Consider the following 25,938-nt stretch of genomic DNA (forward strand, 5'->3'; position numbering starts at 1 on the left):
CGGACAAAAAAAGAGGCCCGCCACCGCTGGCGGGCCTTCAATAATATGAAAAAGGGGGTCTTGGTCGTTATTGTAACCGACGTCCAAGACACGCCGGTAACAGCAATATTGCAATTGTGTTACAAAAACGAGTTCGTTATCGGAATGCGCTAGCCGCAGGAAGGAGCACGACGCTTGCATTGGTTTGCCGTCGCCGTTCTCAGCGCGCTTGCCTTCGGTCTGGCCGGCTTCTTCATGAAGGCGAGCCAGATGCGAGGCGGCGCGCTGTCTTCGCTTTTAATCGGCCTGTATGCCGCCGGCACCGCAGGCTTCTGGGTCCAGGCGCTGCTGACGCGGGCCTGGCAGCCGTTCGATTGGCGCATTTGGACCGCCGGCGCGATCATCGGCCTCGGCTCCGCCTGGGGCAACCTGCTCTTCATGCGCGCGCTCGCGCGCGGGCCGGCGAGCCTCGTCTCTCCCCTTACGAATGCGAACATAGTGATCGTCATGGCCGCAGGCATCGTTTGGTTCGGCGAGACTCCGCACGCGACGGGACTACTCGGCGCCATCTGGCTGCTGGCGGGGATCGCGCTCTTGTCTCTGCGGGGCGGCGGCGGGACGACATCCGGCGGCGGCGCTTCTCGCGTGCAGCGGGTTGCCGGACGGAGCTGGTATCCGCTCGCGCTGGCCGCGATGGGCCTGTTCGTGCTGCGCAACGGCGGCTTGAAGGTGACCGACCGCATCGGACTGGACAGCGCCAATGTGCTGTGGGCCGGTTATCTGCTGTCTTTGCTGTGGTTCTTGGCGGCATCCTGGCGTTCCGAGCGTTCTAAAGGCGAAGAACGGAAGGCCTTCGGTTTGCAAAAGAGCGCCGAAATTGAAGCACAGTCGAGTGCCACCCGGATCGGCTGTCGTTGGGGGCTGGCGGCCGGCGCTTTTTCCTACGGCGGACTGCAGCTTTATGCGGTTGCGCTGGCTCGGGGTCCCGCCCATCTCGTCGCGCCTATTTTTGCGGCCAACAGCCTGGTGGTGGTCGTCCTCTCGCTCGCCGTTTACCGCGAGCGGCTGTCGTTTGCCCAATATGCGGCCTTGATTTGTTTGCTTGGAGGCCTTGTATTGATCCGAATTTAACCGCGACAAGCCCATAACTAACTTTTATTTAGTTATATACAAATATATCGTTTCTTCTATTCATTTAGAGCTCATTATGTTAAAATAAAGGGACGAAAGGGGTGAGCCGCATGGACTACTCCAGAATGTGCCCTAGATTTGAGCATGCTGCCGAACTGCTCGGCAAGAAATGGACGGGCCTGATCGTTCGCGTGCTGATGGGCGGTCCCAAGCGCTTCAAGGACATGAAGGAGCAAATTCCGGATATGAGCGACAAGATGCTCACGGATCGCATGAAAGAGCTTGAATCGAGCGGACTCGTCAAGCGTACCGTATACCCGGAGATGCCGGTGCGCATCGAATATGAACTGACGGACAAAGGCCGGGATCTGGAGGACGTCATCGAGTCCATTCAGAACTGGGGAGAAAAATGGATGTAGGTTCATCTCCGCATCAAAAAGAGCAGCTCCGAAGCCGGTAATCGGCGGGGCTGCTCTTTTTGATGCGTTCCTTTTGATGTGTTTCTTTGTCTTTTAATGCGTTCCTTGCGCTTCGCGTCAGTGCGCTTGCGGCGTCTGAGTCTGGCGCGCGTCTTCGTCGTAGCGGCTGATGGCCGCTTCGGCGCGTGCCAGCCAATCCCCGGCCGCCTCGGCGGCGGGCAAGGCAGGCGATTGTACCGGCAGGCTCGCCGCCGCTGGCGGTGCGATCTCGGACTGCCCGGCAAAGAAATCGAGCCATGCAGCGTAAACGCGTCCGCAAGCCCGAAGCAGCGCCGGGACGAACAGCATCAGGACGACGCCGATGCCCGAGACGACCAGCGATCGTTCGAACGGCGACAGCGGCGGGAGCAGCATCCGCATCGTCGCGTCGTCGTACAGGACGTAGCCGTACAAGTAGTCGCTCACTTTGTAGGCGGCTGGCGCCAGCATGACCGCGAAGACGGACAACGGCACCGTCAGCGAAACGACAAAAAGCGCGATGCGAAGCGGAAATCCGAACAGCTGATGCGCGGCGGCGCGATAGCCGAGCGGGTTGCCCAGCGACCGGAACCAGGATCTCCAGGAGGAGCGAACCTGAACGGCCGCCTCGCCTTCCGGAAGCTGCCGAGCGGAATACGGCTCGTCCTGCGCTTGGCCGCCGTTCTGCCAGGCATCCCAGCGTCGTTGCTCGCGCTTCATGCGCGCGGCGCTCCAAGCCAGCGTGCCGGCCAAAATCGGGATGCCGATGCCGACGATCGCCAGACTCAGACCCAGCACGATACCGGTCAATGTCAGGACAAAAGCCGTCACGCCGAGCGGCAGCAGACCGAGCTGCAATTTCCAGGCACCATAAGCGCTTGCGCGCGGATTTGATTTCATAGGGGAACAACCTCGCCTTCCGAACCATTTGCTTCATTGTAGCAGGCGGTTCGCAGCGGCATCAGCGGCTGCGGAAGGGGATTCGCCCCCGACCTTCGGCCAGGGCGGTCCCAGCCTCTCCATGTAGGGGACCAGTTCATAAACCAGCTCGAAGCGCCGGCCTTTTCGAATCGCCAGGTAAGAGCCTTCCTTCAGCGCGCCCTTCCCGAAGGGCAATGATTCCTTCCCGCTCACCGGCCTTCGCCAAGCGGAGCTCTTAAGCTGAGCCAGCCATGACGGACCGGCTACAATGATATGCCAGCTTCGCGGGGCACTTTGCATCCGCGCCGCAAGCTCCGCGTCCGCGCTTCGCTGCGGCTGCACGACGAGCACGACTTCGGGCTCGAATCCTGCGACGGCAGTCGCCTGCGCGAACAGCTCTCGCAGCAGACGGTGCCTCTCCCGCGCAGTCAGAAGGTACGTCAGCCATGACATCGCTGCGATGAAGCCGGCCAAAATCGCAATCGCCTTATCCGGAGACACGATCATCACAAGTCCACCCCTCGCATATTATCCGTAAACGCGCCCATCGCCTTCCCACCCTTCGCCTACGATTCAGAGACATGCCCACCGCCGGTTCTCCCTTCGCCGTTCCTTCCTTGGCCTATCTCCTTTTGCAGCTTGCGCGCCTCGAGCAGCCAGACCGCCGACGCGACTGCAAAGGCAAACGCCGCGAGTCCCGCGCCCGACGCTGCCGGACGTTCCGTCATCCACCCTGCGACCGCGATCGCGACAAAGATCGCATTGCGGAGCATCGGTCGCTTGCCGAGCGGATGGTTCGCGCCGAAGCAGCCGCAGCCGTCCGTCTCGCGGGCCCGGTCCTTCCCTCCAGCAGTGCGGTTACGGCGCCTGCTTAACCATGTCATGCCCAGCAGGACGACAATTGCCGCAGGCTCTTTGATGCCCTCCAGCTTACCGCCTGCCGCAAAGGCTGCCGCTAACGCCCATTCGAGAGCCAGCACCGACCATGCCGCCGCGGGCACGAGACGCGCGGGCAGCAGCTTGTACGCCATCATCTCCAGGCGCATATCCGTCATGGCCTGCCCCTTGCCGTAAGCCGAAGCGGCAAAGACGACAGCCATCGCAAAATCGCAGAGCCAGGCCGTTTCATTTTCCCAGTGCAACGTGTAAACTCCCCCTTTAATCGCTTATGTCCGATAAAACGCAAGAAGCCGGGCTTTCGCCCGGCTCCCGTTGCGCCATTAAGCGCAGCAGCCGCCTTGTTGATCGCAATTCACGTACGATACGTCATAAGGCACGGATTTGTTGACGCATTGGATCGTCTTGTTGATCCAATATTCCTTCGGGTAAGTCGTTCCGTTCGCAGAGCAGGTTTTGGCAACGCAATACGTGTTTTGCGGAATCTCGCCGTCAAGCGTGTAGTTCGTCGGGCATACGCAAGCCATGTTCATCACCTCCTTTCATGAGCAATCCTGCGGCCAGCCGCCTGATCTCGGCTTCGTCGTGAACGGCTGCCGCACGTGCGACCTTTCCGTCGCCGAGCTCAAAGATGGCCAGCGGGAAAGTCCGCACGCCCAGCGCGTCGAGCATGTCCCTCGCATGAACCGGATACACGGGGAACGTCCACTCGAAGTAGTCCGACATCTCGCGAACGTCGGCCGGATCGCCGGCAACCATCAGGATGAGCCGATATTCCGGAAGCGCGGCGCTTGCCTGCGCCAGATGCGGGAACAGCTCGATGCAATCTGCACAGTGCAGCGAAGCGAAGACCAATAACCTCGGCTGTCCGTTCGGTCCCGGCGCTCCCGCCCGTCCCAGATCGGGAATAGCCATGCCGGACCGCGGAATGTCTGGCGTTCGGCCGCCCGATTTTAACTTCAAACCCATCTAGATCCTCTCCCCTTACAAAGTCATAAAGTCGGCCGATTGTGCAACGCCTGCTGCTCCGACCACACGCGGGCATACCGCCCGCCCAACGCCATCAACGACTCATGCCTACCGTCCTCAACGATGCGCCCCTGCTCCATCACCCACACCCTGTCCGCTCTGCTAGCCAGCGCGACGCGGTGCGTGACCAGCAGCACGGTTTTGTCCGCGCAGCGTTCCCAGATCTCGTCTATTAAGGCGGTCTCGCTCAGCGGATCCAGCGCCGAAGTCGGCTCGTCCAACACCACGAGATCCGCATCGGCATGCAGGAACAATCTGGACAAGGCCAGCTTCTGCCACTGCCCGCCCGACAAATAAATCGAGCTGCCGTCGATCTGGCCGAGCGGCGTATCGGGACCGCGCCCCGCCGTCAGTTCGCCGAGTCTCGCCGTCATCAACGCGTTCCGCAGCGTAAGGTCGTCCTCCAATGCGGCAGCGCGGCCTGCAGCCATGTTTTCCCGGACCGTGCCTTGATAGCGCACGAAGTCTTGGAAGAGTACATGAGCCCGCGCAAACATGTCGCTGCGTTCGATGGAACTCACCGGAACATTGTCGTAACGAACGGGATTTCCTTCGGGGACGTATAGGCCCAGTACGATTTTGAGCAAAGTGGACTTACCCGAGCCGTTGCCGCCCAAGATCGCGATCTTCTCTCCCCTGCTTATCTGCATCTCCCCGATATCCAGCGCAGGCTTGTCTCGGTTCGGGTAGGTATACCGGAGGGCGGGGATCGAGATCATGTCGTTAAAAACAAACGGCTTTTCCGGGGAGACGAACTCCGCTTTTGGGCGGAAACGATCGAGATTGATTGGCGCCGATTCCTTGGACTCGGATAGATAGGCATGCGTCTCTGCTACGCCGGCCCAGCTCTGAAGGACCGCCGACAAGTTCGAGGAGATCAAGCTCATCGCCATCGTGACGGCCATGAAGTCGCCCGCGCCCAACCCGCGCTCGCGGACGGTCCAGGCCGCAGCGCATGCGGCTGCCGCATAGCCCGCGGCGGATATCGCTTCTCCGGCGAAGCCCGCCGACAGCTGCATCCGCTGGATGCTGGACAGGATCGTGTCGGAGACTTGTTTGGCGGACAGCCATTGGCCCGTGAAGTACGCGCGCGAGCCATGGACCGTCAATTCTTTTTGCGCCGCCGACTCAGTCAGCAGACCGTAGAGATAGGAGGGACGCACGGACGCGCGCTGGAGCTCCCCGTTCAGTATGGTCCTGCGCTTCACGAGCATGAGCGACAGGCCGCCCTTCAAGCATCCGACTGCGAGGGCGAGAACGCCGACGGCGGGATGAACGCCTGACAAGTAACGGAACCCGAGCATCGCCGTCGCCAACTTGGTCAGCAGCTGCGTCGCCTGCGTGTACATCTCGAACGGTTTGGTCGCTGCGAATCGTCGCATGGCGAGCCGTTCCTCATACTGCGGATGCTCCTGTTCGGCCAGGGGAAGCGCGCCTGTCTCCTCGATCAATTTCTGTTCGCAAGCGTTCGCGTATGCCAGGTGCATCCGGGACGTGCGATAAGAGGTGAAAGCATTCAAAGCTGCACCGAGCAATTGAATGCCCGCGAGCGCGGCGAGAGGCGCTACGAATGCCGCTGAATCGCCTGCGACCGCGGCGTTGATCGTACGCTCCGTAAAGGCGAGCGTCCCGTAGGACTGCAGCGCATTGCCCATCAGCACAGTGACGGAGAGCAGCACGCCCGCATTGTCGAAACGATACATCCGCCATGCGGAAGCCGCAGCTTCCGATGCGATACGCACGAACCTTTTCATCAAGCCCCGGCTTCGATGGCCTTGCCGTTCGCCCCTAACGTGCGAGCGTGAGCCGACGCGTCCAATGTCGTATTGAACAAGCCCGATCCGACCGCGACGCCCTCGCGATCCAGCACGATCATGAAAGGAATGACCTTAATCGGCGTCCGATCGGCGACAGCCGAGATCTCGCAACGCTCGATGCGGACAGAAAACGGAGCAAGTTCCTCTATAAGCAGCTCGAAATCCGCATCGTTCGCCTCTGCGAGCAGCAGATACGTCAGCTCCGGACGCTCCTCCATTAATCCGACCGCCGCATCCAAGTCGCATGCCTCGCAGCCCGCGCTCATGACGAACACCACCGAACCCGAAGTCGTATCCCGAAGCCAGGACAAGTCGGTTTCCTCTTCCCCGCTCATCAGCGCGAGACGTTCGGGAAATGCCGTTCCCTTGGGATACGCTGGGACACTGCCACGCATAAATTTCCGGTACTCCATGATCGATCCTTCTCCTTATTCGTTATTCGCGACGGCATAAACCGCCTGTTGTTCCGCGCAACGGCCGACCGTCGCCATCTCTTCCGCTTTGAGACGGATCAACTCGAGCAGCTCAAGCGCCAGCGCTTGCTTCGCTTCGTCCCGCGGCATGCGCATGAAGCGCGACAGATCGTCGATCTCCTGCTCGAAAAAATCAAGAATCAGCAGCTTGGCGATCTGGTCGCCATCTCCCGCGGCCCGTACTAGTTGGCGAAGCTGCCCATTTGTCGGCGGATCGCCGCGACCGCTCTTTGTTTGCATTTGTTCACCGCCTGTTGCGTAATGCCCAGTTCGCGAGATACTTCGCGCTCTGTTTTCCCGTCTACGATCAGCTTCTGCATGACGGTTCTGCTCGGATACGATGGAATCGCCAGCAGCACCTCCTGCACGAAAAGCATGGATATCGCCTGATCCGCAGGTTCGCCCCTATCGGTTTGTTCGGCCGCGGCGATCGCGAGCTCCCGATTTAATCGGGATCTGTTGCGATATTGCATGCGCCAGGCGGCTCTTGTCAGCCGCTGTCTGAATTCCGTGAACAAGGTCAGCTCGTCGTCCATTCCCATCCTCCTTTTACCGTAGCGTGTTTTCCTTCTCATCTATGTAGGAGCCTGACTTTCCCATTATACAACCACAACAAGAACATTTGTTCCTATTTATTTCAGGAAATTGGTGGCGATGCCGATTTCGTCGGCCCATTTGCGGAGTTTGTCGAAACAATTCGAACTCTATCATCGTCTAAATAGTAGAATCGGGAGGGATCGAGAAATGAAAATAGGAAGATGGCTAATCGCGGGCGTTGTCGTCGCGGTCGTCATATGGAAAGCAGACGATATCATAGGAACGGATAAGCAGCAAAGCGCAGCGCCGCCGGCCGCTACGGAGACGGCATCGGCTTCAGCCTCACCTTCAGGCAGTGCCGGGGGAACGGACACGAACGAGGCGACGGAGAGCGCAGAACCATCCGCCACGTCTTCTCCTGACGCAGATACACCGTCCTCATCCGATAACGCTGAACCTACCGGCACGGCAAAACCAACGCCAACGCCCGAAACGTCCGACGATCCGTCGTCGAGTGCTTCCGAGGAACCTGGGGAGAGCTCCGACTCGGACAGCTTGGATGCGCTGCTTAAGCTAAATGCGCCGGATAAGACGATCGAGGTGGGCAAAAACGGCGTAGCGGTGGTGACGAATTCCGAGAGCATCCTTGTCCTGGTTAATAAAAAACGGGAGCTTTCTTCTACGTATGCACCGGACGATCTGGTCAAGCCGGATGTCGAATTCTCATTTTCCGGCGATTCGCCTAAGCAGAAAATGAGGAAGACCGCCGCAAGCGCATTGGAAAAGCTGTTTGCGGGAGCCAAAAAAGACGGGATTACGCTTAAAGCCGTCTCCGGCTATCGATCTTATGCAACGCAAAAATCGATTTTCACCCGCAATGCCGACCTGAAGGGCGAAGAAGTCGCAAACCGAACGAGCGCCAGGCCCGGCCAAAGCGAACATCAAACCGGACTCGCGATGGACGTCTCCAGCGCAAGCGCGAACTACGAGCTGGAGCAAAAGTTCGGAGACACCAAAGAAGGAAAATGGCTAGCCGCGCACTGCGCGGAATACGGATTTATCATCCGATTCCTCAAAGGCGAAGAGGACGTAACCGGCTATTCGTACGAGCCTTGGCACGTCCGGTACGTCGGCAAGGAAGCCGCTAAACAAATCATGAAGCAAGGGGTCACGCTTGAGGCTTATCTCGAAGCAGCCGCAAACGGCGCAACCAAAGCTTGATTGGAATCGAAAAGAACGCTCGTCGTCGCGGGCGTTCTTTTTTATGCCGGAAAAACTAAAATAGCTTCTATATAACGCGTTTAAACGATATCCCCTTTGCTCAGGTTCGACCTCGATTCGGCGCATTTGTACGATATCCCTTTCGCACAGGTTTTGACGCACCTCAGGGCATTTGTACGATATCCCCTTGGCTCAGGAATTTGCTGCATAATCATCCTTCCAGGGTATCCCTTTCGCTCAGGGTGTCGTATGCTCTCTTCTCATAGCATTTCCATTCGGCTAGTAGCGAAGGCCTTCGCCGATACAAATTTAAAGAAAACCTGCCGCTTCGTTTTTCCTATTTAACTGGCGAGACATCTTGCAAGGAATTCAGGAATCCTTTAACGCCCTGGCTTTTCTCCGTTCCTGCGTGAAGGGGATACCGTTCAAATGCCAAAATATGGAATATATCACCAAACGAAGCCCTCAATAGCGTGGATTACGCTTAGAAAAGAAAAAGCCCCGCATATACGCGGGGCTAAAACCTTTGAGTCGATCAACCTTGCAGCAGCAGCGTTTCCGGATCTTCGAGCATTTCTTTGACGGCGACCAGGAAGCGGACGGCTTCGGCGCCGTCGACGATGCGGTGGTCGTAGGAAAGCGCGATGTACATCATCGGACGAATCGCGACTTCGGTGTTGTTGTTAACCGCGATCGGACGGTGCTGGATCTTGTGCATGCCGAGGATGCCGACTTGCGGTGCGTTCAGGATCGGCGTCGAGAGCAGCGAGCCGAATACGCCGCCGTTCGTGATCGTGAACGTGCCGCCCTGCAGGTCGGACAGCGCAAGCGCGTTGTTGCGCGCCTTGACGGCCAGATCGGCGATGGAGCGCTCGATCTCGGCGAAGCTCAGGCGGTCGGCGTCGCGAACGACAGGAACGACGAGACCTTCCTTAGCGGATACGGCGATGCCGATATCGTAAAATTGCTTGGCGATAATGTCTTCGCCGTCGATCTCTGCGTTAAGCAGCGGGTACTGCTTCAGCGCGCCTACGACAGCCTTCGTGAAGAAGGACATGAAGCCGAGATTGACTTCGTTCTTCTCCTTGAACGCGTCTTTGCGGCGCTTGCGGACGTCGAGGATCGCGCTCATGTCGACTTCGTTGAAGGTCGTAAGCATCGCAGCCGTGTGTTGGGCTTCGACGAGGCGGGTCGCGATCGTCTGGCGACGGCGGGACATTTTCTTGCGCTCGTACGGCTTGGCCGATTGGAAAGCCGCGGCTGCCGAAGCCTTGGCAGCAGGTGCCGCAGGAGCCGGTGCCGCTGCAGGCTGCGAGCCGGCAGCGCGTACGTCCTCGGGGTAAATACGACCGAGCGGATCGCGCGCAGGCGTCTGGCTCAGATCGATGCCTTGCTCGCGAGCGAGCTTGCGAGCTGCCGGCGTCGCGGACGGTTGTCCCGCGGAAGGCACGGCAGCAGGCGCGGACGCTGCAGGAGCAGCAGCCGGAGCCGGTGCTGCTGCAGGAGCCGGAGCTGCCGCAGGGGCAGGCGCGGCAGCAGGAGCCGCCGCTCCGCCTTCGCCCTCTGCGATTTTGCCGATGACTTGGCCGATTTGAACGGTATCGCCTTCGCCGAACAGCAGCTCGGTGACGACGCCCGCTTGCTCGGCGCTAATTTCCAGGTTAACCTTGTCGGTCTCGAGTTCGAGCAGCAGATCGCCCTGGCTTACTTTGTCGCCTGCTTTGACGGCCCATCGCGAGATGCTGCCTTCCGTAATCGATTCGCCCATTGCCGGTACTAGAATATCTGCCACTGCAGCTTACCTCCCCAAGTTGTGAGTCAACGTCGGACTCTGCTTCAAAGATTGCGTCACGATATAACTCTGCTCATCCGCATGTACGTCCGCGAACCCGGTAGCAGGGCTCGCGCGGTCCGGACGGCCGATATACTTGACTTCCGCGCCGGTCGGCGCGATCTCGCGAATGCGGGATTCCATGAAGGTCCAGGCACCCATATTGCGAGGCTCTTCTTGCGTCCAGACGACTTCCTTGAGTTTCGGGAAGCGAGCGAACACCTTCTTGATCTCCTCCGCCGGAAAAGGATACAGCTGCTCCACGCGGATGATATGCAGCCAGTCCTTGTTGCTGTCCTTGTCCTTGGTCAGCGCGTCTTCCAGATCGATGGCAACCTTGCCCGAGCAAAGAACGATGCGCTCGACGCGGTCCGGCTTCGCGCCGAGACCTGCTTGCTCCAGAATCGTCTTGAATCCGCCCTCGCCGAGCTCTGCGGCCGGCGAAGTCGCGCGCGGATTGCGAAGCAGGCTCTTCGGCGTCATGACGACGAGCGGCTTGGCTTCGTCCGTGCCCGTGATCGCGGCCTGGCGGCGCAGCAGATGGAAATACTGCGCGGCGCTGGACAGGTTCGCTACCGTCCAATTGTCCTCGGCGGACAATTGCAGGAAGCGTTCGAGGCGGGCGCTGGAGTGCTCGGGTCCCTGTCCCTCGTAGCTGTGCGGCAGCAGCATGACCAGGCTCGAACGCTCGGACCACTTGGCCTTGCCGGAAGAGATAAACTGGTCGATGAGCACCTGAGCGACGTTGACGAAATCTCCGAACTGCGCTTCCCAGAGGACCATCGTCTCGGGCGAATAGACGTTGTAGCCGTATTCGAAACCGAGCACGGCGGATTCGGACAGCGGGCTGTTGTGCAGGGCAAAGGAAGCCTTCGCCTGCGGCAGCGTATGCATCGGGCAGAACGTGTCGCCGGTATCGATGTCGTGCAGCACCAGATTGCGCTGCGCAAACGTGGCGGTCTCGGCGTCCTGTCCGGTCATCCGGATCGCGCGGCCGTCAGCGAGGATCGATGCGAACGCCAGCGTCTCCGCATGGCTCCAGTCGATTTTCTCGCCGTCGTTAAGCGAAGTGGCACGGCGTTCGAGAATCTTCTGCAGCTTGGGATACAGCTTGAAGCCCTCCGGCCACTTGAGCAGCCCGGCGTTGAGCTCGCGGAGCTTTGCCAGCGGGACGTTCGTCGGCGCGGAAGCCGCCGAAGTCTTTTGCTCGACCGCATGGGATTGCGGACCCTCGTGGTGATCTTCGAGTCCCTTCATTTCTTCGTAGGCAGCCTTGAACACCGCAAGTACGCTATTCTTCGCTTCCTCGAACTGCGCTTCGGTCAGCTTGCCTTCTTTGACGAGACGGTTGGCGTAAACGCGGCTTACGCCGGGATGCGCCTTGACCTTCTTGTAAACGGTTGGCTGCGTCGGCTCGGGATCGAGCGTCTCGTTGTGACCGTGGCGGCGGAAGCCGATCAGGTCGATCAGAAAATCCTTCTTGAAGCGTTGACGGTATGCGACCGCCATGCGGGCGATTGCGATCACGGCTTCGGGATCGTCGGCATTGACGTGAACGATCGGAATCTCGAAGCCCTTGGCCGGGTCGCTGGAATATTGAGTAGACCGGGAATCGACGCTGTCGGTCGTAAAGCCGATTTTGTTGTTGACGATGATGTGAATCGTGCCGCCGATGCCATAGGCGCGCAGCGTGCTCAAATTCATCGTCTCGGTGACGATGCCTTCGCCAGGGAACGCAGCGTCGCCGTGCATGACGATAGAAGCCGCTACATCCTTTTTCTGAATCGGGTAACCGCGCTGCGTACGGTCGTCCTGCGCGGCGCGCGCGAAGCCCTGTACGACCGGATTGACATACTCAAGGTGACTCGGGTTGTTCGCCAGTACGACGCGCGTCTCGCCGCCCTGAGCGTTTTTAAGTGTAGTGCGTGCGCCAAGATGATACTTCACGTCGCCGGTGCCGCCCGGCTCGAATGTGAAGCTCCCCTCAGTCGGAGATTTCTTGCCGCTAGACGCGGAGTGCTGGAATTCGGCAAAAATCTTTGTCAGCGGTTTTTGCAAAATGTGAGCAAGCACATTCAGACGGCCGCGGTGCGCCATGCCGATCGCGATGTCGCTGACGCCCTCGCCAGACAGGTCCTTCACCATGCGGTCGACCAATGCGATCAGCGCATCGTTGCCTTCGACGGAGAAGCGTTTGACCCCGATAAACGTCTTCTGCAAAAAGTCTTCAAACAGCTCGGCTTCAAGCAGACGCTTCAGCAGGTCGGCTCGCTCCGCTGCGCTCAACTCCTGCGCAGGCACCCGCTGTTCGGCAAAGTTGTTCAACCATTGGCGTTCTTCTTCGTCCGCAATATGGCTGAATTCGTAGGCGATGGTCCCGCCGTACACTTCCTTGAGCTTGGCAATTGCCTCGGCTCCGTTCGACACGCCGGCAGGCGCGCCTTCCCAGACGAGGTCTGCCGGCAATGCCGCCAGGTCCGCGTAGGTCAAGCCGTAAGTCTCAGGCTCGAGCACTTTCGACGAAGCGACGGGCCCGATGTCCAGCGGATCGATGTCCGCAACCAGATGCCCATAGGCGCGGACGTTCCAAACAAGCTTGCCCGCCAAGACCGCGTTGCGAAGCTGACGCACGTCCACGGCGACAACCGCACCCGGAGCCGAAGCGGCTGGGCTCCGGACCGAGCGCGGCGGCTCGCCCCACGCTTTGAATTGCTCGCGGTATTCTTGCGCGACCGATTCCGGATCGCGTAGATACAGTTCGTACTGCTCTTCGATGTAGCCAAGGTTCGGGCCATAATACTTCGCCCATGGGTTCTGATGGTCTTGCTCGCCATTAGCCATTTGTGTGATCCCTCGGTCTTCTATAAAAGTAAATTATCCAAACATATACGGCAGCGTCGCCGCAAGAGCGGCTTCCGGCGTCTGCGATATCAGAAAGGGATGAATTGCAACAAATCCCGCCGATTCGCGGACAAAGCGGTATCGCTTATCCTCAATGATTATAAAGCATTTGTTTGCGACATTAAAATAAGGATTTCCTATCGTTATGATCTCAAAATGAGAACGTTCGCCAACAAAAGCACACATGATGTTCAGTATGGCATTCGCATAGGAGAATTATCCCTGAACCCGCACGATGAAGGGCGATTCGACCATCAACATGTCCTTACGATTTCAGAAAGCGTTTAAACCATTTAAAGGCCAAGCGACAAAAAAAAGCCCGGAGACGGCCGACCTCGGGTCGGCGTATCCGGGCGAACGCAAGCTGCGATTAGAAGCTCAGCCAGCGCTTGAACATATGCTTGGTCGTATCGCGATTGATCGCCGCGATCGAAGTCGTGAGCGGGATGCCCTTCGGGCACGACCGCACGCAGTTTTGCGAGTTGCCGCAGCCTTCGATGCCGCTATCGTCTTCCATGAGCGCCTCGAGGCGCTCGTGCGCGTTCATCTCGCCCGTCGGGTGCGCGTTGAACAGGCGAACCTGCGAGATCGGCGCCGGACCGATGAAGCTCGACCGATCGTTGACGTTCGGGCAAGCTTCGAGGCAAACGCCGCACGTCATGCACTTGGACAGCTCGTACGCCCATTGACGCTTGGTCTCGGCCATGCGCGGACCCGGTCCGAGATCGTACGTGCCGTCGATCGGAATCCATGCCTTGACTTTCTTCAGCGCATTGAACATACGCTCGCGGTTGATGACCAGGTCCCGTACGACCGGGAACGTGGACATCGGTTCGACGCGAACCGGCTGCTCGAGCTTGTCGATCAGCGCGGAGCATGCTTGACGCGGCTTGCCGTTGATGATCATCGAGCAGGCGCCGCATACTTCCTCGAGACAGTTGGACTCCCAGACGACCGGCGTCGTCTTGGCGCCGTCCGCCTTGACGGGGTTCCGCTGAATCTCCATCAGCGCGCTGATGACGTTCATGTTCGGACGGTACGGAATCTCGAATTCTTCTGTATAGGGAGCGGCGTCCGGCTTTTCCTGACGCTTGATGATGAACTTTACGGTGCGCTTGGCGGTCGCGGTAGCAGTTTCTGCCATCGGTTAGCCCTCCTTCTTCTTGTTCGAGGAGTAGTCGCGAACCCGCGGCTTGATCAGGGACGTGTCGACGTCCTCGTACGAGATCTGCGGGCCTTCGGACGTCCAGGTCGCTTTGGTCGTCTTCAGGAACTCCTCGTCGTTGCGGTCCGGGAACTCCGGCTTGTAGTGCGCGCCGCGGCTCTCGTTGCGCAGCAGGGCGCCTACCGTCATCGCCTCGGACAGCTCCAGCATGTTCCACAGCTGGCGCGTGAAGGCGACGCCTGCATTGTTCCAGCGGGCCGTATCGTTGATGTTGATCTTCTGATAGCGCTGCTTGAGCTCTTTGATCTTGCCGATGGTCTGCTCCAGGCGGTTGTTGAACCGGACGACGGTCATGTTGTTCGTCATCCACTCGCCAAGCTCCTTGTGCAGAACGTAGGCATTCTCGTTGCCGTCCATCTTGAGGATGGACTCGTATTTGTTCGCTTGCTTGGAGCGCTCGCGTTCGAATACGGATTCGGATACGTCGTCGGCCGACTTCTTGAGGCCCTTGATGTACTCGACTGCCTTCGGTCCCGTGACCATGCCGCCGAAAATAGCGGACAGAAGCGAGTTCGCGCCCAGGCGATTCGCGCCATGGTACTGGTAGTCGCATTCGCCGCAGGCGAACAAGCCGGGAATGTTGGTCATCTGGTTGTAGTCGACCCACAGTCCGCCCATCGAGTAGTGAACGGCCGGGAAGATCTTCATCGGGATCTTGCGCGGGTCGTCGCCCGTGAACTTCTCGTAAATCTCGATGATGCCGCCGAGCTTGACGTCCAGTTCCTTCGGATCTTTGTGCGACAGGTCAAGGAATACCTTGTTCTCGCCGTCGATGCCGAGCTTCTCGTCGACGCACACCGCGAAAATCTCGCGCGTCGCGATATCGCGGGGAACGAGGTTGCCGTAAGCCGGATATTTTTCCTCAAGGAAATACCAAGGCTTGCCGTCCTTGTACGTCCAGATGCGTCCGCCTTCGCCGCGCGCCGATTCGCTCATGAGGCGGTTCTTGTCGTCGCCGGGAATGGCCGTCGGGTGAATCTGGATAAACTCGCCGTTGGCGTAGTGAACGCCCTGCTGGTACACCGCGCTCGCAGCCGTACCGGTGTTGATGACCGAGTTGGTCGTCTTGCCGAAAATAATGCCGGGGCCGCCGGTCGCCAGGATGACCGCGTCCCCGCGGAACGTGACCGTATCCATGGAGCGCAGGTCCTGCGCGGCGATGCCGCGGCAGACGCCGTCGTCGTCTACGACGACGGACGTGAATTCCCAGTGCTCGAACTTCTGGACGAGGCCCGCGACTTCCCAGCGGCGGACCTGCTCGTCCAGCGCGTACAGCAGCTGCTGGCCTGTCGTCGCGCCCGCGAACGCCGTGCGGTGGTATTGCGTGCCGCCGAAGCGGCGGAAGTCGAGCAGGCCTTCAGGCGTCCGGCTGAACATAACGCCCATGCGGTCCATCAAGTGGATGATGCCCGGCGCCGCTTCGCACATGGCCTTGACCGGCGGCTGGTTCGCCAGGAAGTCGCCGCCGTATACCGTATCGTCAAAGTGCTCCCAAGGGGAGTCGCCTTCGCCCTTCGTGTTAACCGCTCCGTTGATGCCGCCCTGGGCGCATACGGAGTGGGACCGCTTGACCGGCACGAGCGAGAACAGATCGACCCGCATGCCGGCTTCCGCCGCCTTGACCGTCGCCATCAGACCCGCGAGTCCGCCGCCGACGACAATGATTTTCTGATTAGCCATTGCTGATTCTCCCTCCGATCAACCTAACAAACCGACGACAGCCGTCTGCGCCGCCGCGAACTCGTCGCTGCGGAACGCGAACAGCGACAGCAGGAACAGGGCCGCCACGATCGCGAAGATGCCCATGCAGATCCGCGAAGATACCCGCTGCGCGCGCGGACCGACCGTGATTCCCCATGCCACGAGAAAAGCCCACAGGCCGTTGGCGAAGTGGAAGACGGCGGCAAGAACCGCGATAAAGTAAATGGCGAAGAATACGGGCTGGGTCACGATATCGTGCATGTGCTGACCGATCTCTTCGTTGGTCGTATTGCCGAGCGCGACCTGCACGCGGGTCTGCCAAATATGCCACGCGACGAACACGAACGTGATGACGCCGGTAATCCGCTGCAGCGCGAACGCCCAGTTGCGTCCGTAGCTGTACCGGCCGGTGCTGTAGTTCGACGTGAAGGCGAGGTACAGACCGTAGACGCCGTGGAACAGAATCGGCAGCCAGATGACGAACAGCTCGAGGAAAAAGATGAGCGGCAGGCCATGCAAGCCCTTGACGCTGTCGACGAAGCCCTCCTTGCCTCCCTCGAACGCGGAGTAATTCGTCAGGGCGTGTTCGATAAGGAACAATCCGAGCGGAATCACACCCAAGAGCGAATGAATCTTGCGCGCGTAAAACGAGTTTCCTTTCATATCGGTGAGCTTTCTCCTTTCGATCCGTGCGTTGTCACGAATTCTTCACGGTTTATAGGTTACTCCATTTTCGCTTATAATGGAACTGCTTATTTATTATTAAAACTTATAACGAATCGACATAAGCGCAGAGGAGCCGTCCATATGCTGGAAGATATGAGAGTATTCGCAACCGTCGTCGAGCACAGCAGCCTGAATCGCGCGGCAGAAAGGCTGAACGTTACGCAGCCGGCGCTGTCCCGCAGAATCGCGCGCCTGGAGCGAGAGCTCGGCGTCGATTTGTTCCGCCGCATCGGCAAGCGTCTCGAGCTGACCCCCGCGGGGCAGTTCACCTACGAGTTCGCCCTCGAGCTGCGCAGATTCCACGGCGACTACCTGCAGCGGCTCAACGCGTTCAAGACGGCGGAGGCGCCGGTCGCAACGATCGGCGCGAGCCTTACGACGCTGCAGACGACGCTCCCCGAGCTGATCACGGCGATGACGGAGAAGCATCCGAACCTGGAGATCAAGGCCGTCACCGGCAAAACGCACGAGATCGCGACGCTCGTCAAAGAGCGGAAGGTAGACTTCGGACTCGTCGCATCCTCGGTCGAGGACGATCCGTCGATCACAAGCACGCCGCTGTTCGACGATACCGTCGTACTGGTGCTGCCGCGCTCGCACTTCATCGTGGAACGTACGCAGCTGTCGATGAGCGATCTGAACGGTCTACCGATGATCTTGTTCGCGCCGGGCACCTGGTATCGCAACCTGACGGACGAGCTGTTCCGCCAATACGCCGTCAAGCCCGATGTTCGCATGGAGATCGACTCGTTCGAGGCCATCGTCCGGCTGCTGGGCGCAAGCCGCGCCGGCACGATGCTGCCCAAGTCGTACCTGCGCCCGCAAATGCTGAGCGACAACGATCTCTATATCGTCCGCATCCGGGAGCTCGAGGAGTTCAAGCGTACGACTTCCCTTATTTACGGCGACCTCGCGTGGCTCGCGCCTTCGACGCGCTATTTAATTGAAGAGACGATCGCGCTGTTCGGCAGGGGCAGCCGTCAGAGCTAGCGGAGCGAATTTTCATTTTTCTCATCGTCGTCCCGTTTTTCCCGCGGCAACGCAAATGCCGGATGAGAGCGCCTCTCAGATATCCTTGGTTATCCAACGGTGGCGCCCTTTACCACTTAACCCGATTCGAGGGATCATGCTACGCTAAGCGCATGATTTCGAACCGGAGGGTGAATACATATGCGTTTTCGATTGGGAATGCGAGCCGCCGCGCTCGCGCTTGGAGCGGCCTTGCTGCTGCCCGCGGCCGCTTCTTACGCGGCCACGACCTATACCGCCACGGATGCCGACACGTTCTGGACGCTGTCCAAAAAGTTCGATGTGCCGCTTGAAAAGCTGATGAGCTTCAACGCGAACGTCGATCCGAAAAATATATACGCCGGCCTGAAGCTGTCGATCCCGGCGCCGACGACCGCGGCCGTGACCGCCAAGTCGGTCCAGACAGCGGCCGTTATCGCGCAATCGGCCAAGCTCGTCAAGACAACCTCGGGCGACTCGCTGTCCTACGCGACCGCCATTCAGATGAAGGCGACGGCCTACTCCGCCGCCATCGAAGAAAATGCCTGGGGGCCCGTCGATTATTTCGGCAACGCGCTGAAGCTGGGCACGATCGCGGTCGATCCCAAGGTGATCCCGCTCGGCACCAAGGTGTACATCACGGGCTACAACGCCGACGGATTGCCCGTCGGCGGCATGTTCGCCGTCGCGCGCGACACGGGCAGCGCTATCAAGAGCAACCGCATCGACATCTTCGTGCCCGGATCCCGGGACAAAGCAAGCAATTTTGGCATTCAATACGTCAATCTGTACGTGCTTAATTAGTCCGGATGCGCCCGAGACCGCAGCCGCCTTTGCAAAAGGCGATTGCGGTGTTTTTTTGCGCGTCGGCCTGCGGCAGCGCTTGGACCGGCTCTTTCGCATCGACCTGAGGCAGCACTTAGATCGGCTCTTTTGCATCGACCTGAGGCAGCACTTGGATCGGCTCCTTTGCGCGTCGGCCTCCGGCTGCCTTCAAGCCCGCTTCGGTCTGCGCTCCGGGATGTGCAGCAGCTCCGGCACGGTGACCAGCTCGTAGCCTTTGGCGCGAAGCTGGTCGATGAGCTTCGGCAGGGCGTTCACCGTGCCGAACAAGTTCTGTCCGGTTCCGCCGCCCGCATGCATGAGCACGATCGACCCCGAGTGCAGCCCCTTGATCGCGTTGCGCAGCACGACGCCGGCGGGAATCTGGCGCCAATCCTGGGAGTCGACGTCCCAATTGATCACCGTGTACCCCCGGGACTTGGCCCACTCCAGCTGGGCGGGCCGGATGTCGCCGTATGGCGGCCGGATCATCGTCGGCTCGAATCCGACGGTCGTCCGGATCGTCGTTCCCGTCCGCTCGATCTCCCGCTTGACCTGCCCAAGGCTAAGCTTGGGAAGCTCCGGATGCGAGTAGGTATGATTGCCTACCGCATGGCCTTCGTTCACGATTCTTCTCAGCAGTCCGGGGTGCTTGGCCGCCCGGCTCCCCACGACAAAAAAAGTGGCGCGGACCCGCTTGCGCTTCAGCACGTTCAGCACGAGCGGCGTATACCGCGGGTCCGGCACGTCGTCGAAGGTGAGCGCTACGCGCCGCCCGCCCGAAGAAGAGGCGCGCAGCACGAATACGCCCCTGTACCGGCGCTGCAGGTCAGACCAGCTCACGGGCGCAGACGCCGGCTTGCGCCCCTTGGACGCGAAAGCGGCCACGGCGGGCGCCTGTCCCGCATTGCCGGCGCCATTCGCTTCGGCCGGCACAAGCGCCGTGCCCGCAAGCATCAGGCCGACCGTCAGAGCGGCCAGCCACCGACTCCATTTTTCTCGATGCAGCATGATCTCCATCCACTCCCGTCGCATAGGCGGCACTGCCGTTAGCGTGAGCGAATGAAGCCCATATCATACCTTTCCCGCCTTTATTGGCCGATCGCGTCCTGAAACGCCTCGATCTGCTCGTTCGTGCCGATTACGACCATGACGTCGCCTTCGGCCAGCGTATCGGTAGCCGTCGGCGCTACGATCATCCCCTTCGGCTTGTTGAGCGCGACGATGCTGCAGCCGTAACGGCCGCGGGGATTGGTCTCCTCGATCGATTTGCCTGCGAGGCAGGCCGGCACGCCCAGCTCCGCGATCGTATATTTGTCCGACAGCTCGATGTAATCGAGCAGGTTGGGCGACACGAGCTGATGCGCGACGCGGATGCCCATGTCCCGCTCCGGATAGATGATGCGGTCTACGTCCATCCGCTCGAGTACGCGCCCGTGCAGCTCGGACACCGCCTTGGCGACAACCTTCTTGACGCCCAATTCCTTGAGCAGGATGGCCGCCAGAATGCTCGCCTGCACGTCGTCCCCGATCGCGACGACGCCGCAGTCGAAGTTGCGGGCCCCGATCGAACGCAGCGTGTCCTCGTCCGTCGCGTCCGCGATGACCGCATGCGTCAGGATACCGCTCATCTCCTGCACCTTTTCCTCGTCCCGGTCGACGCCGAGCACCTCGTACCCCAGCTCGATCAGTTCCTTGCCGATGCTTGCCCCGAACCGTCCGAGGCCGATGATTACGAATTGGTTCATTTTCATGGTGGCACGTCTCTTTCGTTATCCGATGATGATCTTGCCTTCCGCTTCCCTGTAAAGCACCTTATCCCGCTTCGGCACGAGCGCGTAGCCGATCGTGAGCGGCCCGAGCCTCCCCGCGAACATCATCAGCATGATGACGATCTTGCCGAACAAGCTCAAATCCGTCGTGAGTCCCATCGTCAGCCCGACCGTCCCGAAGGCGGACACGACCTCGAACAGGATCATGAGAAAATGATGGTCCTCCGTCGTCGACAGGATCATCGTCGCGCCCAGCACCAGCGCCAGCGCGAGCAAGGTCAGCGTCAACGCCTTGTAGACGCGTTCCTGCGCAAGCCTGTACCGGAACATGACGACGTCCTCCCGCCCGCGTATAATGGCCCATACCGCGCCAAGAAGCGCCGCGAACGTCGTCGTCTTGATGCCGCCGCCCGTCGAGCCCGGAGACGCGCCGATGAACATCAGGATAATGATGAAAAATTGCGTCGCCTGCCGCAAATCAGTCAAATTGAGCGTATTGATCCCGGCGGTACGGGGACTGACCGACTGCGTAAACGCAGATAAAATTTTAGTACCCGTTTTTAACGGTCCCATCGTGCCGGGATTCGAGTATTCGAAAGCGAATATGACGATCGCTCCGAACAGAATCAGCGATCCCGACATGCTCAGGACCACCTTGGAATGCAGGGACAGCCTGCGACCGCCCCGGAGGTCCGTCAAGTCCGAGAGCACCACGAAGCCGAGCCCCCCCGTCACGATCAGCGCCATCGCGATCAGGTTGACCCAGGGATCGCCCGCATAAACAGTGAGGCTGCGGAAGCCACCCATCAGGTCGAACCCCGCATTGTTGAAAAAGGATACCGCGTGGAAGATCCCGTAGTATAACGCCTTCCCCGGACTCATATCTCTAAGAAAGCAGGCCATGAACAGCAGGGCGCCCACGGCTTCGATCGACAGCGCGTACAGCACGACGCGGCGGACGAGCCGTACGATGCCCTCGATGCTGCTTTGATTGAGCGCTTCCTGGAGAATCAGCCGTTCCTTGAGCGAGATGCGCCGCTTCAGGAAAATCGCGAACAACGTCGCCATGGACATGAAGCCGAGACCGCCGATCTGGATCATGGCCAGGATGACGATCTGACCGAACATCGAGTAGTGGTCGTGGGTGTCGACGACGACCAGGCCGGTGACGCAGGTCGCGGAAGTCGCCGTGAATAGCGCGTCTATATAGCGTGTCTGCGCGCCGACGCTCGAAGCGGCGGGCAGCTGCAGCAGGAAGGAGCCCAGGCCGATGATGAAGGCAAAGCCGAGCGCCAGCGTCCGCGGAGGAGAGGCGACCAGCCAAGCGTACATTTTTTTGTGCAAGCGTCTCCCCTCCTTACCATGGTTTTACCCGATAATGATGCGGCCCTCTGCCTCGCGGTACAGCGTGCGTCCGGACTTGGTGCCCAGCGCGTACGTCATCGTCAGCGGACCGAGACGCCCGATGAACATGAGGACGATAATGAGTATCTGGCCGAAGGCAGTCAAGTCCCCGGTGATCCCGGCGGACAATCCGACCGTCGCATAGGCGGACATGACCTCGAAAAGAATGAGCAGGAACGCCTGCTTCTCGGTAATCGAGAGGATCATGACGGACGTGATGACGATGGCCAGCGACAGCATCGTGACCGTGATGGCGCGGTTGACCTTGGCCCGCTCGATGCGCAGTCCGAGCAGCACGACGTCGGTACGGCCGCGAAGCATCGCCCAGACGGCGGCCGCGAGCACCGCGAACGCCGTCGTCTTGATGCCGCCGCCGGTGGAGCCGGGCGAGGCGCCGACGAACATGAGCAGCACCATCGCAAACTGCGTCGCGTCCCGCAGGGAGCCGATGTCGACGGTACTGACGCCGGCGGAACGGGTGGATACGGACTGCAGCGCGGCCGCGAGCAGCTTGTCTCCGAAGGATAAAGGCCCGAACGTGAGCTCGTTCGTATACTCGAAGATCAGGATCGTGACCGTGCCGAGCACGATGAGGAACGCCGATACCCAGAGCACGACTTTGGAATGATAGGACAGCTTGCGGCGCGTCGGCAGCTCGACCAGGTCGGAGAGGACGACAAAGCCTACGCCGCCGAGCACGACGAGCACGATCGAGAGCAGGTTCATATAAGGATCTCCGACATACCCGGCCATGCTGCGGAAGTTGCCGAACAGGTCGAAGCCGCCGTTATTGAAAAAAGAAACGCTGTGAAATACGCCGTAATAGAGCGCCTGCCGGAAATGCATCTCGTGCATGAACCGGAAGGTAAACAGCAGTGCGCCGACCGCCTCGATGCAAAGCGCATAGATAAGGACGCGCTTCACCAGCCGGACGATGCCTTCGAGACTGCCCTGGTTCATCGCTTCCTGCAGCACGAGACGGTCCTTGAGCGAGAGGCGTCGTCCGGCGAAAAACGCGAACAGCGTCCCCATCGTCATGAAGCCGAGGCCGCCGAGCTGTACGAGCACGAGCATGACCCAACGGCCGAAGACGGAGAAGTAGGCGATCGTATCGAGCCGCATCAGACCCGTCACGCAGGTCGCGGAGCTGGAGACGAAAAAAGCTTCTAGCCAAGGCGTCGGCTCGCCGGACACCGTGGAGATCGGGAGCCTGAGCAGCAGCGCGCCGACCGCGATAATGACGGCGAAGCCGATCGTCAGCACCCGAGGCGGGGAAGCATATAGCCAGCCGATGATTTTTTTAAGCAAAGTACGATTCACCTCATGTCGGCAAACGGTTGAAAAAGCGCGCAAAAAAAGACACTGGAGCTCCAGTGCCTTGGCGCACGGCGATCCTGTCTGGCAGCCTACGAGGTTAGCTGACGGGTTCGGGCCAGATCAGGCTGCCCTATCCGGCGCTTGACGCGCGCGGAATTCACCCCGGAAAAGCTTAAGTGGTTCCCCCGTTTTCTTTGCGGAAATTCGGCTGGGTAGTATGATGAAGACACGATGGTTCGGTTTCCATAAAAAACATTACACCGCATTATAGTCTGTCCGATAGGTACGCACAACAGCAGAAATGCGAAAAATCGCCTTGTATGAGGATATACGGACGTTATTAGGCCGTGTAACAGCTTTTTTACGGGGATTCTAACTCTTTCTCTTGTTTTGGCTTCAATTCCTATCGATAATAAGCGGAAGGACCAGCTATTGCGGATAAAAAGACGATGTATACGCTTTTTCAGATCAATTCGGAATCGGAGTGGATAATTTGAGATCATCCAAATGGGCTGTCGCCGCGGGAATCGGCCTTCTTATCTTCCTATTCATGCAAGTATTGCCTGCGATCGCGCCGGCTATGAAAGGCGAATCGGCCGCGATCAGCCGCGGCGAGGCAAAGCGGATCGGCCTGGCTTACGCCTCGGCGCACTGGGGAATGGATCTTGGCGAAGGGTCCGACGCGACGATCACGCATGTAGGCGACGACCGCATGGCAGCCTATATGACCAAGCACAAGCTGACCGACGAATACGACCGCGACTGGGATGCGCGTTACCCGACGGACGTCTACGCGGTCGATATCCATGCGGCCGACGGCAGCGTCGACCGCGTATCCGTCCATATGGAATCGGGCGAGGTCGTCGGCTGGGCGCGTGTCGGCGATGCCTTGACCGATGCGGACAAAGCGGCCGCAAGCGACGCAGACGCGCGGACCGCAGAAGCGATCGCCTGGCTGAAGACGCAGCCCGACTACGACGCATCGGCCTGGGAGCCTACCGGCAGCCTGACGCAAGGCGGCTCGGTCATCCTGCAGAGCCGCAAGTCCGGCTTGTCGGACGCGCACGTGCAGCTGCTCGTAAAGCCAGACAAGGTGCTTACTTACCGGTACGCGCTGCCCCAGGCATTCGCGGACGAGCTTGCGCAGCAGCGCAAGATTGCCGATAAGCTATCGATGACGGGCTTCCTGCTGCCGCAGATCGTCATGTTCGTGCTTGCCGTTATTTATGCCGCGACCTGCCGGGGATGGACATCGTTCAAACGCGGGCTGTTCCTGTCGGCGGCTTTCTTCGTCATGTACGCAGGGTTCATGTTTAATCTGCGCCCCGGATTGCGTGCTTCGTCCGTCGACATGAACGCGATCGCTTCGGAGAGCAACGTGTCGGCGCTGCTCGTCACGAACGTCGTTATTCTTTTCATTCAAGCGCTGCTCACGTACTTCGCCGCCGTCGGCGGCGACGGCCTGTGGCGCTCGATGGGCCGCTCGCTGTGGCCGCGCTGGCAGGACGCGGACTACGGCAGCCAGGTCAAAACCGCCATGAAGCAGGGCTATATGCTCGCCGTGATCCTGCTTGCGGCGCAAACGATCGTGTTGACGGCGCTTGGCCTGCTGCTCGGCAGCTATTACGGTTCCGATCCGAGCCAATCCGCCTACAATATGTACGCGCCTTGGCTGCTGCCCTTGCTCGCTTGGTGCGCCGGCATCTCGGAGGAGATCCAGACGCGCTTTTTCGGCATCGGCCTCGTGCGCAAATGGCTCGGCGCGTTCGTCAGATCCAAGCGTGCAGGCACGCACGACGCTTCAAGCCCGGGCACCGCGGTCTCCAAAGTGCTCACGTCCATCGCCGTTCTGCCCGCGACCGCCGTATGGGCTTTCGGCCATGTCGGCTATGCCGTATTTCCGTGGCAGACCCGCTTTATCGAGCTCATGATTATCGGCGCCCTTTTCGCCTGGTTTATGCTGCGATTCGGCCTCCTGACCGTTATTTTCGCCCACGTGGTCCTCGACTCTACGCTGATGGCCGTACAGATGCTGTCCGACGGGCTCTCATCCGATAATCTCGCAGGCTTCGTCAGCGTCCTGCTGCCTGCTGCCGTCGCGATGGGGATCGCCTGGCTGCACGAACGGCGGCGGGGCGGGCCTGGTCCGGCCTCGGACTTCTCGCGTTAGAGGACTTGCGGCGTAATCTCGGGATGCACGGCCGGTCTTGTCTTGACGAGCTTACGCCGCTCCAACCGTATATGCATGACAAAGTCGGCGAGCAATAATGGCGCGGCTGCCGCGAAAAACAATCCCCATTTTTTGAGCGCCGACAGCAGTAAATGGATCACGTCGCTCATCACCGCGAACCGGACCTGCCCCTGCAGGTCCGGCGTATTGCTGATCAGCGTAATGCCGTACGCCCCTTTTTTCGCAATAGAAAAGCGAAACATCGACTCGCCTTTCAACCGTTTTGCGATATAGACATCCGACCGATCCTTCGTCAAATCCAGGGAAGACCTTCCGTCGTCTACCATGGCAATGACCTGATCGAACATTACGTCGCTTGGATTGCTTGTCACGGGAGCAGGCTGTCCATGCCTATCCGGACCGTTGATGAACGCATAAAAAATTTTATATTCGCCCGGCTTTAATTGGATGACGGTTTTGGCGTTCAAGTCGACGTAATCGCGGTTGTGAAAACTGGCCAAGAAGCCGTAAGCGCTCGTCAAAAGACCGGCGAAAAGAATGCAGCCGGCGAGGATAAGCGGGGCGAATTGGCGAAAAAAAGCAAGCATGCGAATGCTCC

Annotated in this window: 25 protein-coding genes and 1 riboswitch; of the genes, 6 read left to right on the plus strand and 19 right to left on the minus strand. The window is 59.7% G+C overall.

The features are described 5' to 3' along the window. Nucleotides 1-174 precede the first annotated feature (174 nt). Both ACFOTD_RS14915 and ACFOTD_RS14920 read left to right on the plus strand, forming a co-directional pair. Nucleotides 175-1,110 carry an EamA family transporter gene (locus ACFOTD_RS14915; protein WP_378120032.1) on the plus strand — a complete coding sequence of 312 codons (936 nt, stop codon included), beginning with the start codon at nucleotides 175-177 and terminating at the stop codon, nucleotides 1,108-1,110. A 110-nt stretch (nucleotides 1,111-1,220) separates the two neighbouring features. Further along, nucleotides 1,221-1,529 (plus strand): winged helix-turn-helix transcriptional regulator, encoded by a 309-nt coding sequence (locus ACFOTD_RS14920; RefSeq protein ID WP_378120033.1) that lies wholly within the window; start codon nucleotides 1,221-1,223, stop codon nucleotides 1,527-1,529. A 117-nt stretch (nucleotides 1,530-1,646) separates the two neighbouring features. Here ACFOTD_RS14920 and ACFOTD_RS14925 read toward each other — a convergent pair whose 3' ends face one another. The 9 genes from ACFOTD_RS14925 to ACFOTD_RS14965 form a co-directional block, all read right to left on the minus strand. After that, entirely contained in the window at nucleotides 1,647-2,447 is an 801-nt protein-coding gene (locus tag ACFOTD_RS14925) for a sensor domain-containing protein (protein WP_378120035.1), read from the minus strand. 33 nt (nucleotides 2,448-2,480) lie between these two features. Beyond that, complete coding sequence (locus tag ACFOTD_RS14930) at nucleotides 2,481-2,978, minus strand: hypothetical protein (RefSeq protein ID WP_378120037.1); 498 nt, start codon at nucleotides 2,976-2,978, stop codon at nucleotides 2,481-2,483. 56 nt (nucleotides 2,979-3,034) lie between these two features. Beyond that, nucleotides 3,035-3,610: a MauE/DoxX family redox-associated membrane protein gene (locus ACFOTD_RS14935; RefSeq protein WP_378120039.1), complete on the minus strand. Its 576-nt coding sequence runs from the start codon at nucleotides 3,608-3,610 to the stop codon at nucleotides 3,035-3,037. Between the two features lie 78 nt (nucleotides 3,611-3,688). After that, the gene (locus tag ACFOTD_RS14940) at nucleotides 3,689-3,892 is read right to left on the minus strand and encodes a hypothetical protein (RefSeq protein WP_378120041.1); all 204 of its coding nucleotides are present in this window, start codon (nucleotides 3,890-3,892) and stop codon (nucleotides 3,689-3,691) included. Continuing rightward, entirely contained in the window at nucleotides 3,858-4,334 is a 477-nt protein-coding gene (locus ACFOTD_RS14945; RefSeq protein ID WP_378120042.1) for a TlpA family protein disulfide reductase, read from the minus strand. The genes ACFOTD_RS14940 and ACFOTD_RS14945 overlap by 35 nt, the downstream gene beginning before the upstream one ends. Before the next feature lie 23 nt (nucleotides 4,335-4,357). After that, nucleotides 4,358-6,148, minus strand: coding sequence for an ATP-binding cassette domain-containing protein (locus ACFOTD_RS14950; RefSeq protein WP_378120044.1), 1,791 nt, complete (start codon nucleotides 6,146-6,148; stop codon nucleotides 4,358-4,360). Next, nucleotides 6,148-6,624 carry a hypothetical protein gene (locus ACFOTD_RS14955; RefSeq protein ID WP_378120046.1) on the minus strand — a complete coding sequence of 159 codons (477 nt, stop codon included), beginning with the start codon at nucleotides 6,622-6,624 and terminating at the stop codon, nucleotides 6,148-6,150. Before ACFOTD_RS14955 ends, ACFOTD_RS14950 begins: the two co-directional genes overlap by 1 nt. A 15-nt stretch (nucleotides 6,625-6,639) precedes the next feature. Further along, nucleotides 6,640-6,924 carry a helix-turn-helix domain-containing protein gene (locus ACFOTD_RS14960; RefSeq protein ID WP_378120048.1) on the minus strand — a complete coding sequence of 95 codons (285 nt, stop codon included), beginning with the start codon at nucleotides 6,922-6,924 and terminating at the stop codon, nucleotides 6,640-6,642. Further along, nucleotides 6,867-7,220: a sigma-70 RNA polymerase sigma factor region 4 domain-containing protein gene (locus tag ACFOTD_RS14965; protein ID WP_378120050.1), complete on the minus strand. Its 354-nt coding sequence runs from the start codon at nucleotides 7,218-7,220 to the stop codon at nucleotides 6,867-6,869. The genes ACFOTD_RS14960 and ACFOTD_RS14965 overlap by 58 nt, the downstream gene beginning before the upstream one ends. Nucleotides 7,221-7,428: 208 nt before the next feature. Between ACFOTD_RS14965 and ACFOTD_RS14970 the strand changes: the two genes are divergently transcribed. Continuing rightward, complete coding sequence (locus tag ACFOTD_RS14970; RefSeq protein WP_378120052.1) at nucleotides 7,429-8,442, plus strand: M15 family metallopeptidase; 1,014 nt, start codon at nucleotides 7,429-7,431, stop codon at nucleotides 8,440-8,442. 535 nt (nucleotides 8,443-8,977) lie between these two features. On the opposite strand, the gene odhB is transcribed toward ACFOTD_RS14970, so the two are convergent. From odhB to ACFOTD_RS14995, 5 genes are all read right to left on the minus strand, one after another. Continuing rightward, entirely contained in the window at nucleotides 8,978-10,234 is a 1,257-nt protein-coding gene (gene odhB / locus ACFOTD_RS14975) for a 2-oxoglutarate dehydrogenase complex dihydrolipoyllysine-residue succinyltransferase (protein ID WP_378120054.1), read from the minus strand. A 6-nt stretch (nucleotides 10,235-10,240) separates the two neighbouring features. Next, complete coding sequence (locus tag ACFOTD_RS14980) at nucleotides 10,241-13,114, minus strand: 2-oxoglutarate dehydrogenase E1 component (protein ID WP_378120056.1); 2,874 nt, start codon at nucleotides 13,112-13,114, stop codon at nucleotides 10,241-10,243. Between the two features lie 430 nt (nucleotides 13,115-13,544). Continuing rightward, on the minus strand, nucleotides 13,545-14,318 hold the full coding sequence (gene sdhB / locus ACFOTD_RS14985) for a succinate dehydrogenase iron-sulfur subunit (RefSeq protein WP_378120058.1): 774 nt from the start codon (nucleotides 14,316-14,318) through the stop codon (nucleotides 13,545-13,547). Between the two features lie 3 nt (nucleotides 14,319-14,321). Then, entirely contained in the window at nucleotides 14,322-16,079 is a 1,758-nt protein-coding gene (gene sdhA / locus ACFOTD_RS14990; RefSeq protein ID WP_378120060.1) for a succinate dehydrogenase flavoprotein subunit, read from the minus strand. 18 nt (nucleotides 16,080-16,097) lie between these two features. Next, on the minus strand, nucleotides 16,098-16,763 hold the full coding sequence (locus ACFOTD_RS14995; protein WP_378120061.1) for a succinate dehydrogenase cytochrome b558 subunit: 666 nt from the start codon (nucleotides 16,761-16,763) through the stop codon (nucleotides 16,098-16,100). A gap of 144 nt (nucleotides 16,764-16,907) precedes the next feature. On the opposite strand from ACFOTD_RS14995, the gene ACFOTD_RS15000 reads away from it, so the two are divergent. Together ACFOTD_RS15000 and ACFOTD_RS15005 are read left to right on the plus strand one after the other, a co-directional pair. Then, a complete protein-coding gene (locus tag ACFOTD_RS15000; RefSeq protein ID WP_378120063.1) occupies nucleotides 16,908-17,816 on the plus strand; it encodes a LysR family transcriptional regulator in 909 nt (302 codons plus the stop codon). Nucleotides 17,817-17,996: 180 nt separating this feature from the next. Further along, entirely contained in the window at nucleotides 17,997-18,638 is a 642-nt protein-coding gene (locus ACFOTD_RS15005; protein WP_378120065.1) for a 3D domain-containing protein, read from the plus strand. Nucleotides 18,639-18,827: 189 nt separating this feature from the next. On the opposite strand, the gene ACFOTD_RS15010 is transcribed toward ACFOTD_RS15005, so the two are convergent. The 4 genes from ACFOTD_RS15010 to ACFOTD_RS15025 all read right to left on the minus strand — a co-directional run bounded on the left by ACFOTD_RS15010 (nucleotide 18,828) and on the right by ACFOTD_RS15025 (nucleotide 23,140). Continuing rightward, a complete protein-coding gene (locus tag ACFOTD_RS15010; protein ID WP_378120067.1) occupies nucleotides 18,828-19,667 on the minus strand; it encodes a polysaccharide deacetylase family protein in 840 nt (279 codons plus the stop codon). 80 nt (nucleotides 19,668-19,747) lie between these two features. Next, nucleotides 19,748-20,410 carry a potassium channel family protein gene (locus ACFOTD_RS15015; RefSeq protein WP_378120069.1) on the minus strand — a complete coding sequence of 221 codons (663 nt, stop codon included), beginning with the start codon at nucleotides 20,408-20,410 and terminating at the stop codon, nucleotides 19,748-19,750. Nucleotides 20,411-20,428: 18 nt separating this feature from the next. Further along, nucleotides 20,429-21,760, minus strand: coding sequence for a TrkH family potassium uptake protein (locus tag ACFOTD_RS15020; protein WP_378120092.1), 1,332 nt, complete (start codon nucleotides 21,758-21,760; stop codon nucleotides 20,429-20,431). 36 nt (nucleotides 21,761-21,796) lie between these two features. Further along, a complete protein-coding gene (locus ACFOTD_RS15025; protein WP_378120070.1) occupies nucleotides 21,797-23,140 on the minus strand; it encodes a TrkH family potassium uptake protein in 1,344 nt (447 codons plus the stop codon). 81 nt (nucleotides 23,141-23,221) lie between these two features. After that, nucleotides 23,222-23,369, minus strand: a riboswitch (cyclic di-AMP (ydaO/yuaA leader). Between the two features lie 273 nt (nucleotides 23,370-23,642). Between ACFOTD_RS15025 and ACFOTD_RS15030 the strand changes: the two genes are divergently transcribed. Next, nucleotides 23,643-25,319 (plus strand): hypothetical protein, encoded by a 1,677-nt coding sequence (locus ACFOTD_RS15030; RefSeq protein ID WP_378120072.1) that lies wholly within the window; start codon nucleotides 23,643-23,645, stop codon nucleotides 25,317-25,319. On the opposite strand, the gene ACFOTD_RS15035 is transcribed toward ACFOTD_RS15030, so the two are convergent. Then, nucleotides 25,316-25,927, minus strand: a complete 612-nt coding sequence (locus tag ACFOTD_RS15035) for a hypothetical protein (protein WP_378120074.1) — start codon at nucleotides 25,925-25,927, stop codon at nucleotides 25,316-25,318. The two genes, ACFOTD_RS15030 and ACFOTD_RS15035, sit on opposite strands and share 4 nt — an antisense overlap. Between the last annotated feature and the right edge of the window lie 11 nt (nucleotides 25,928-25,938).

Source organism: Cohnella sp. GCM10012308 (assembly GCF_042649185.1).
Taxonomy (GTDB): Bacteria; Bacillota; Bacilli; order Paenibacillales; family Paenibacillaceae; genus Cohnella.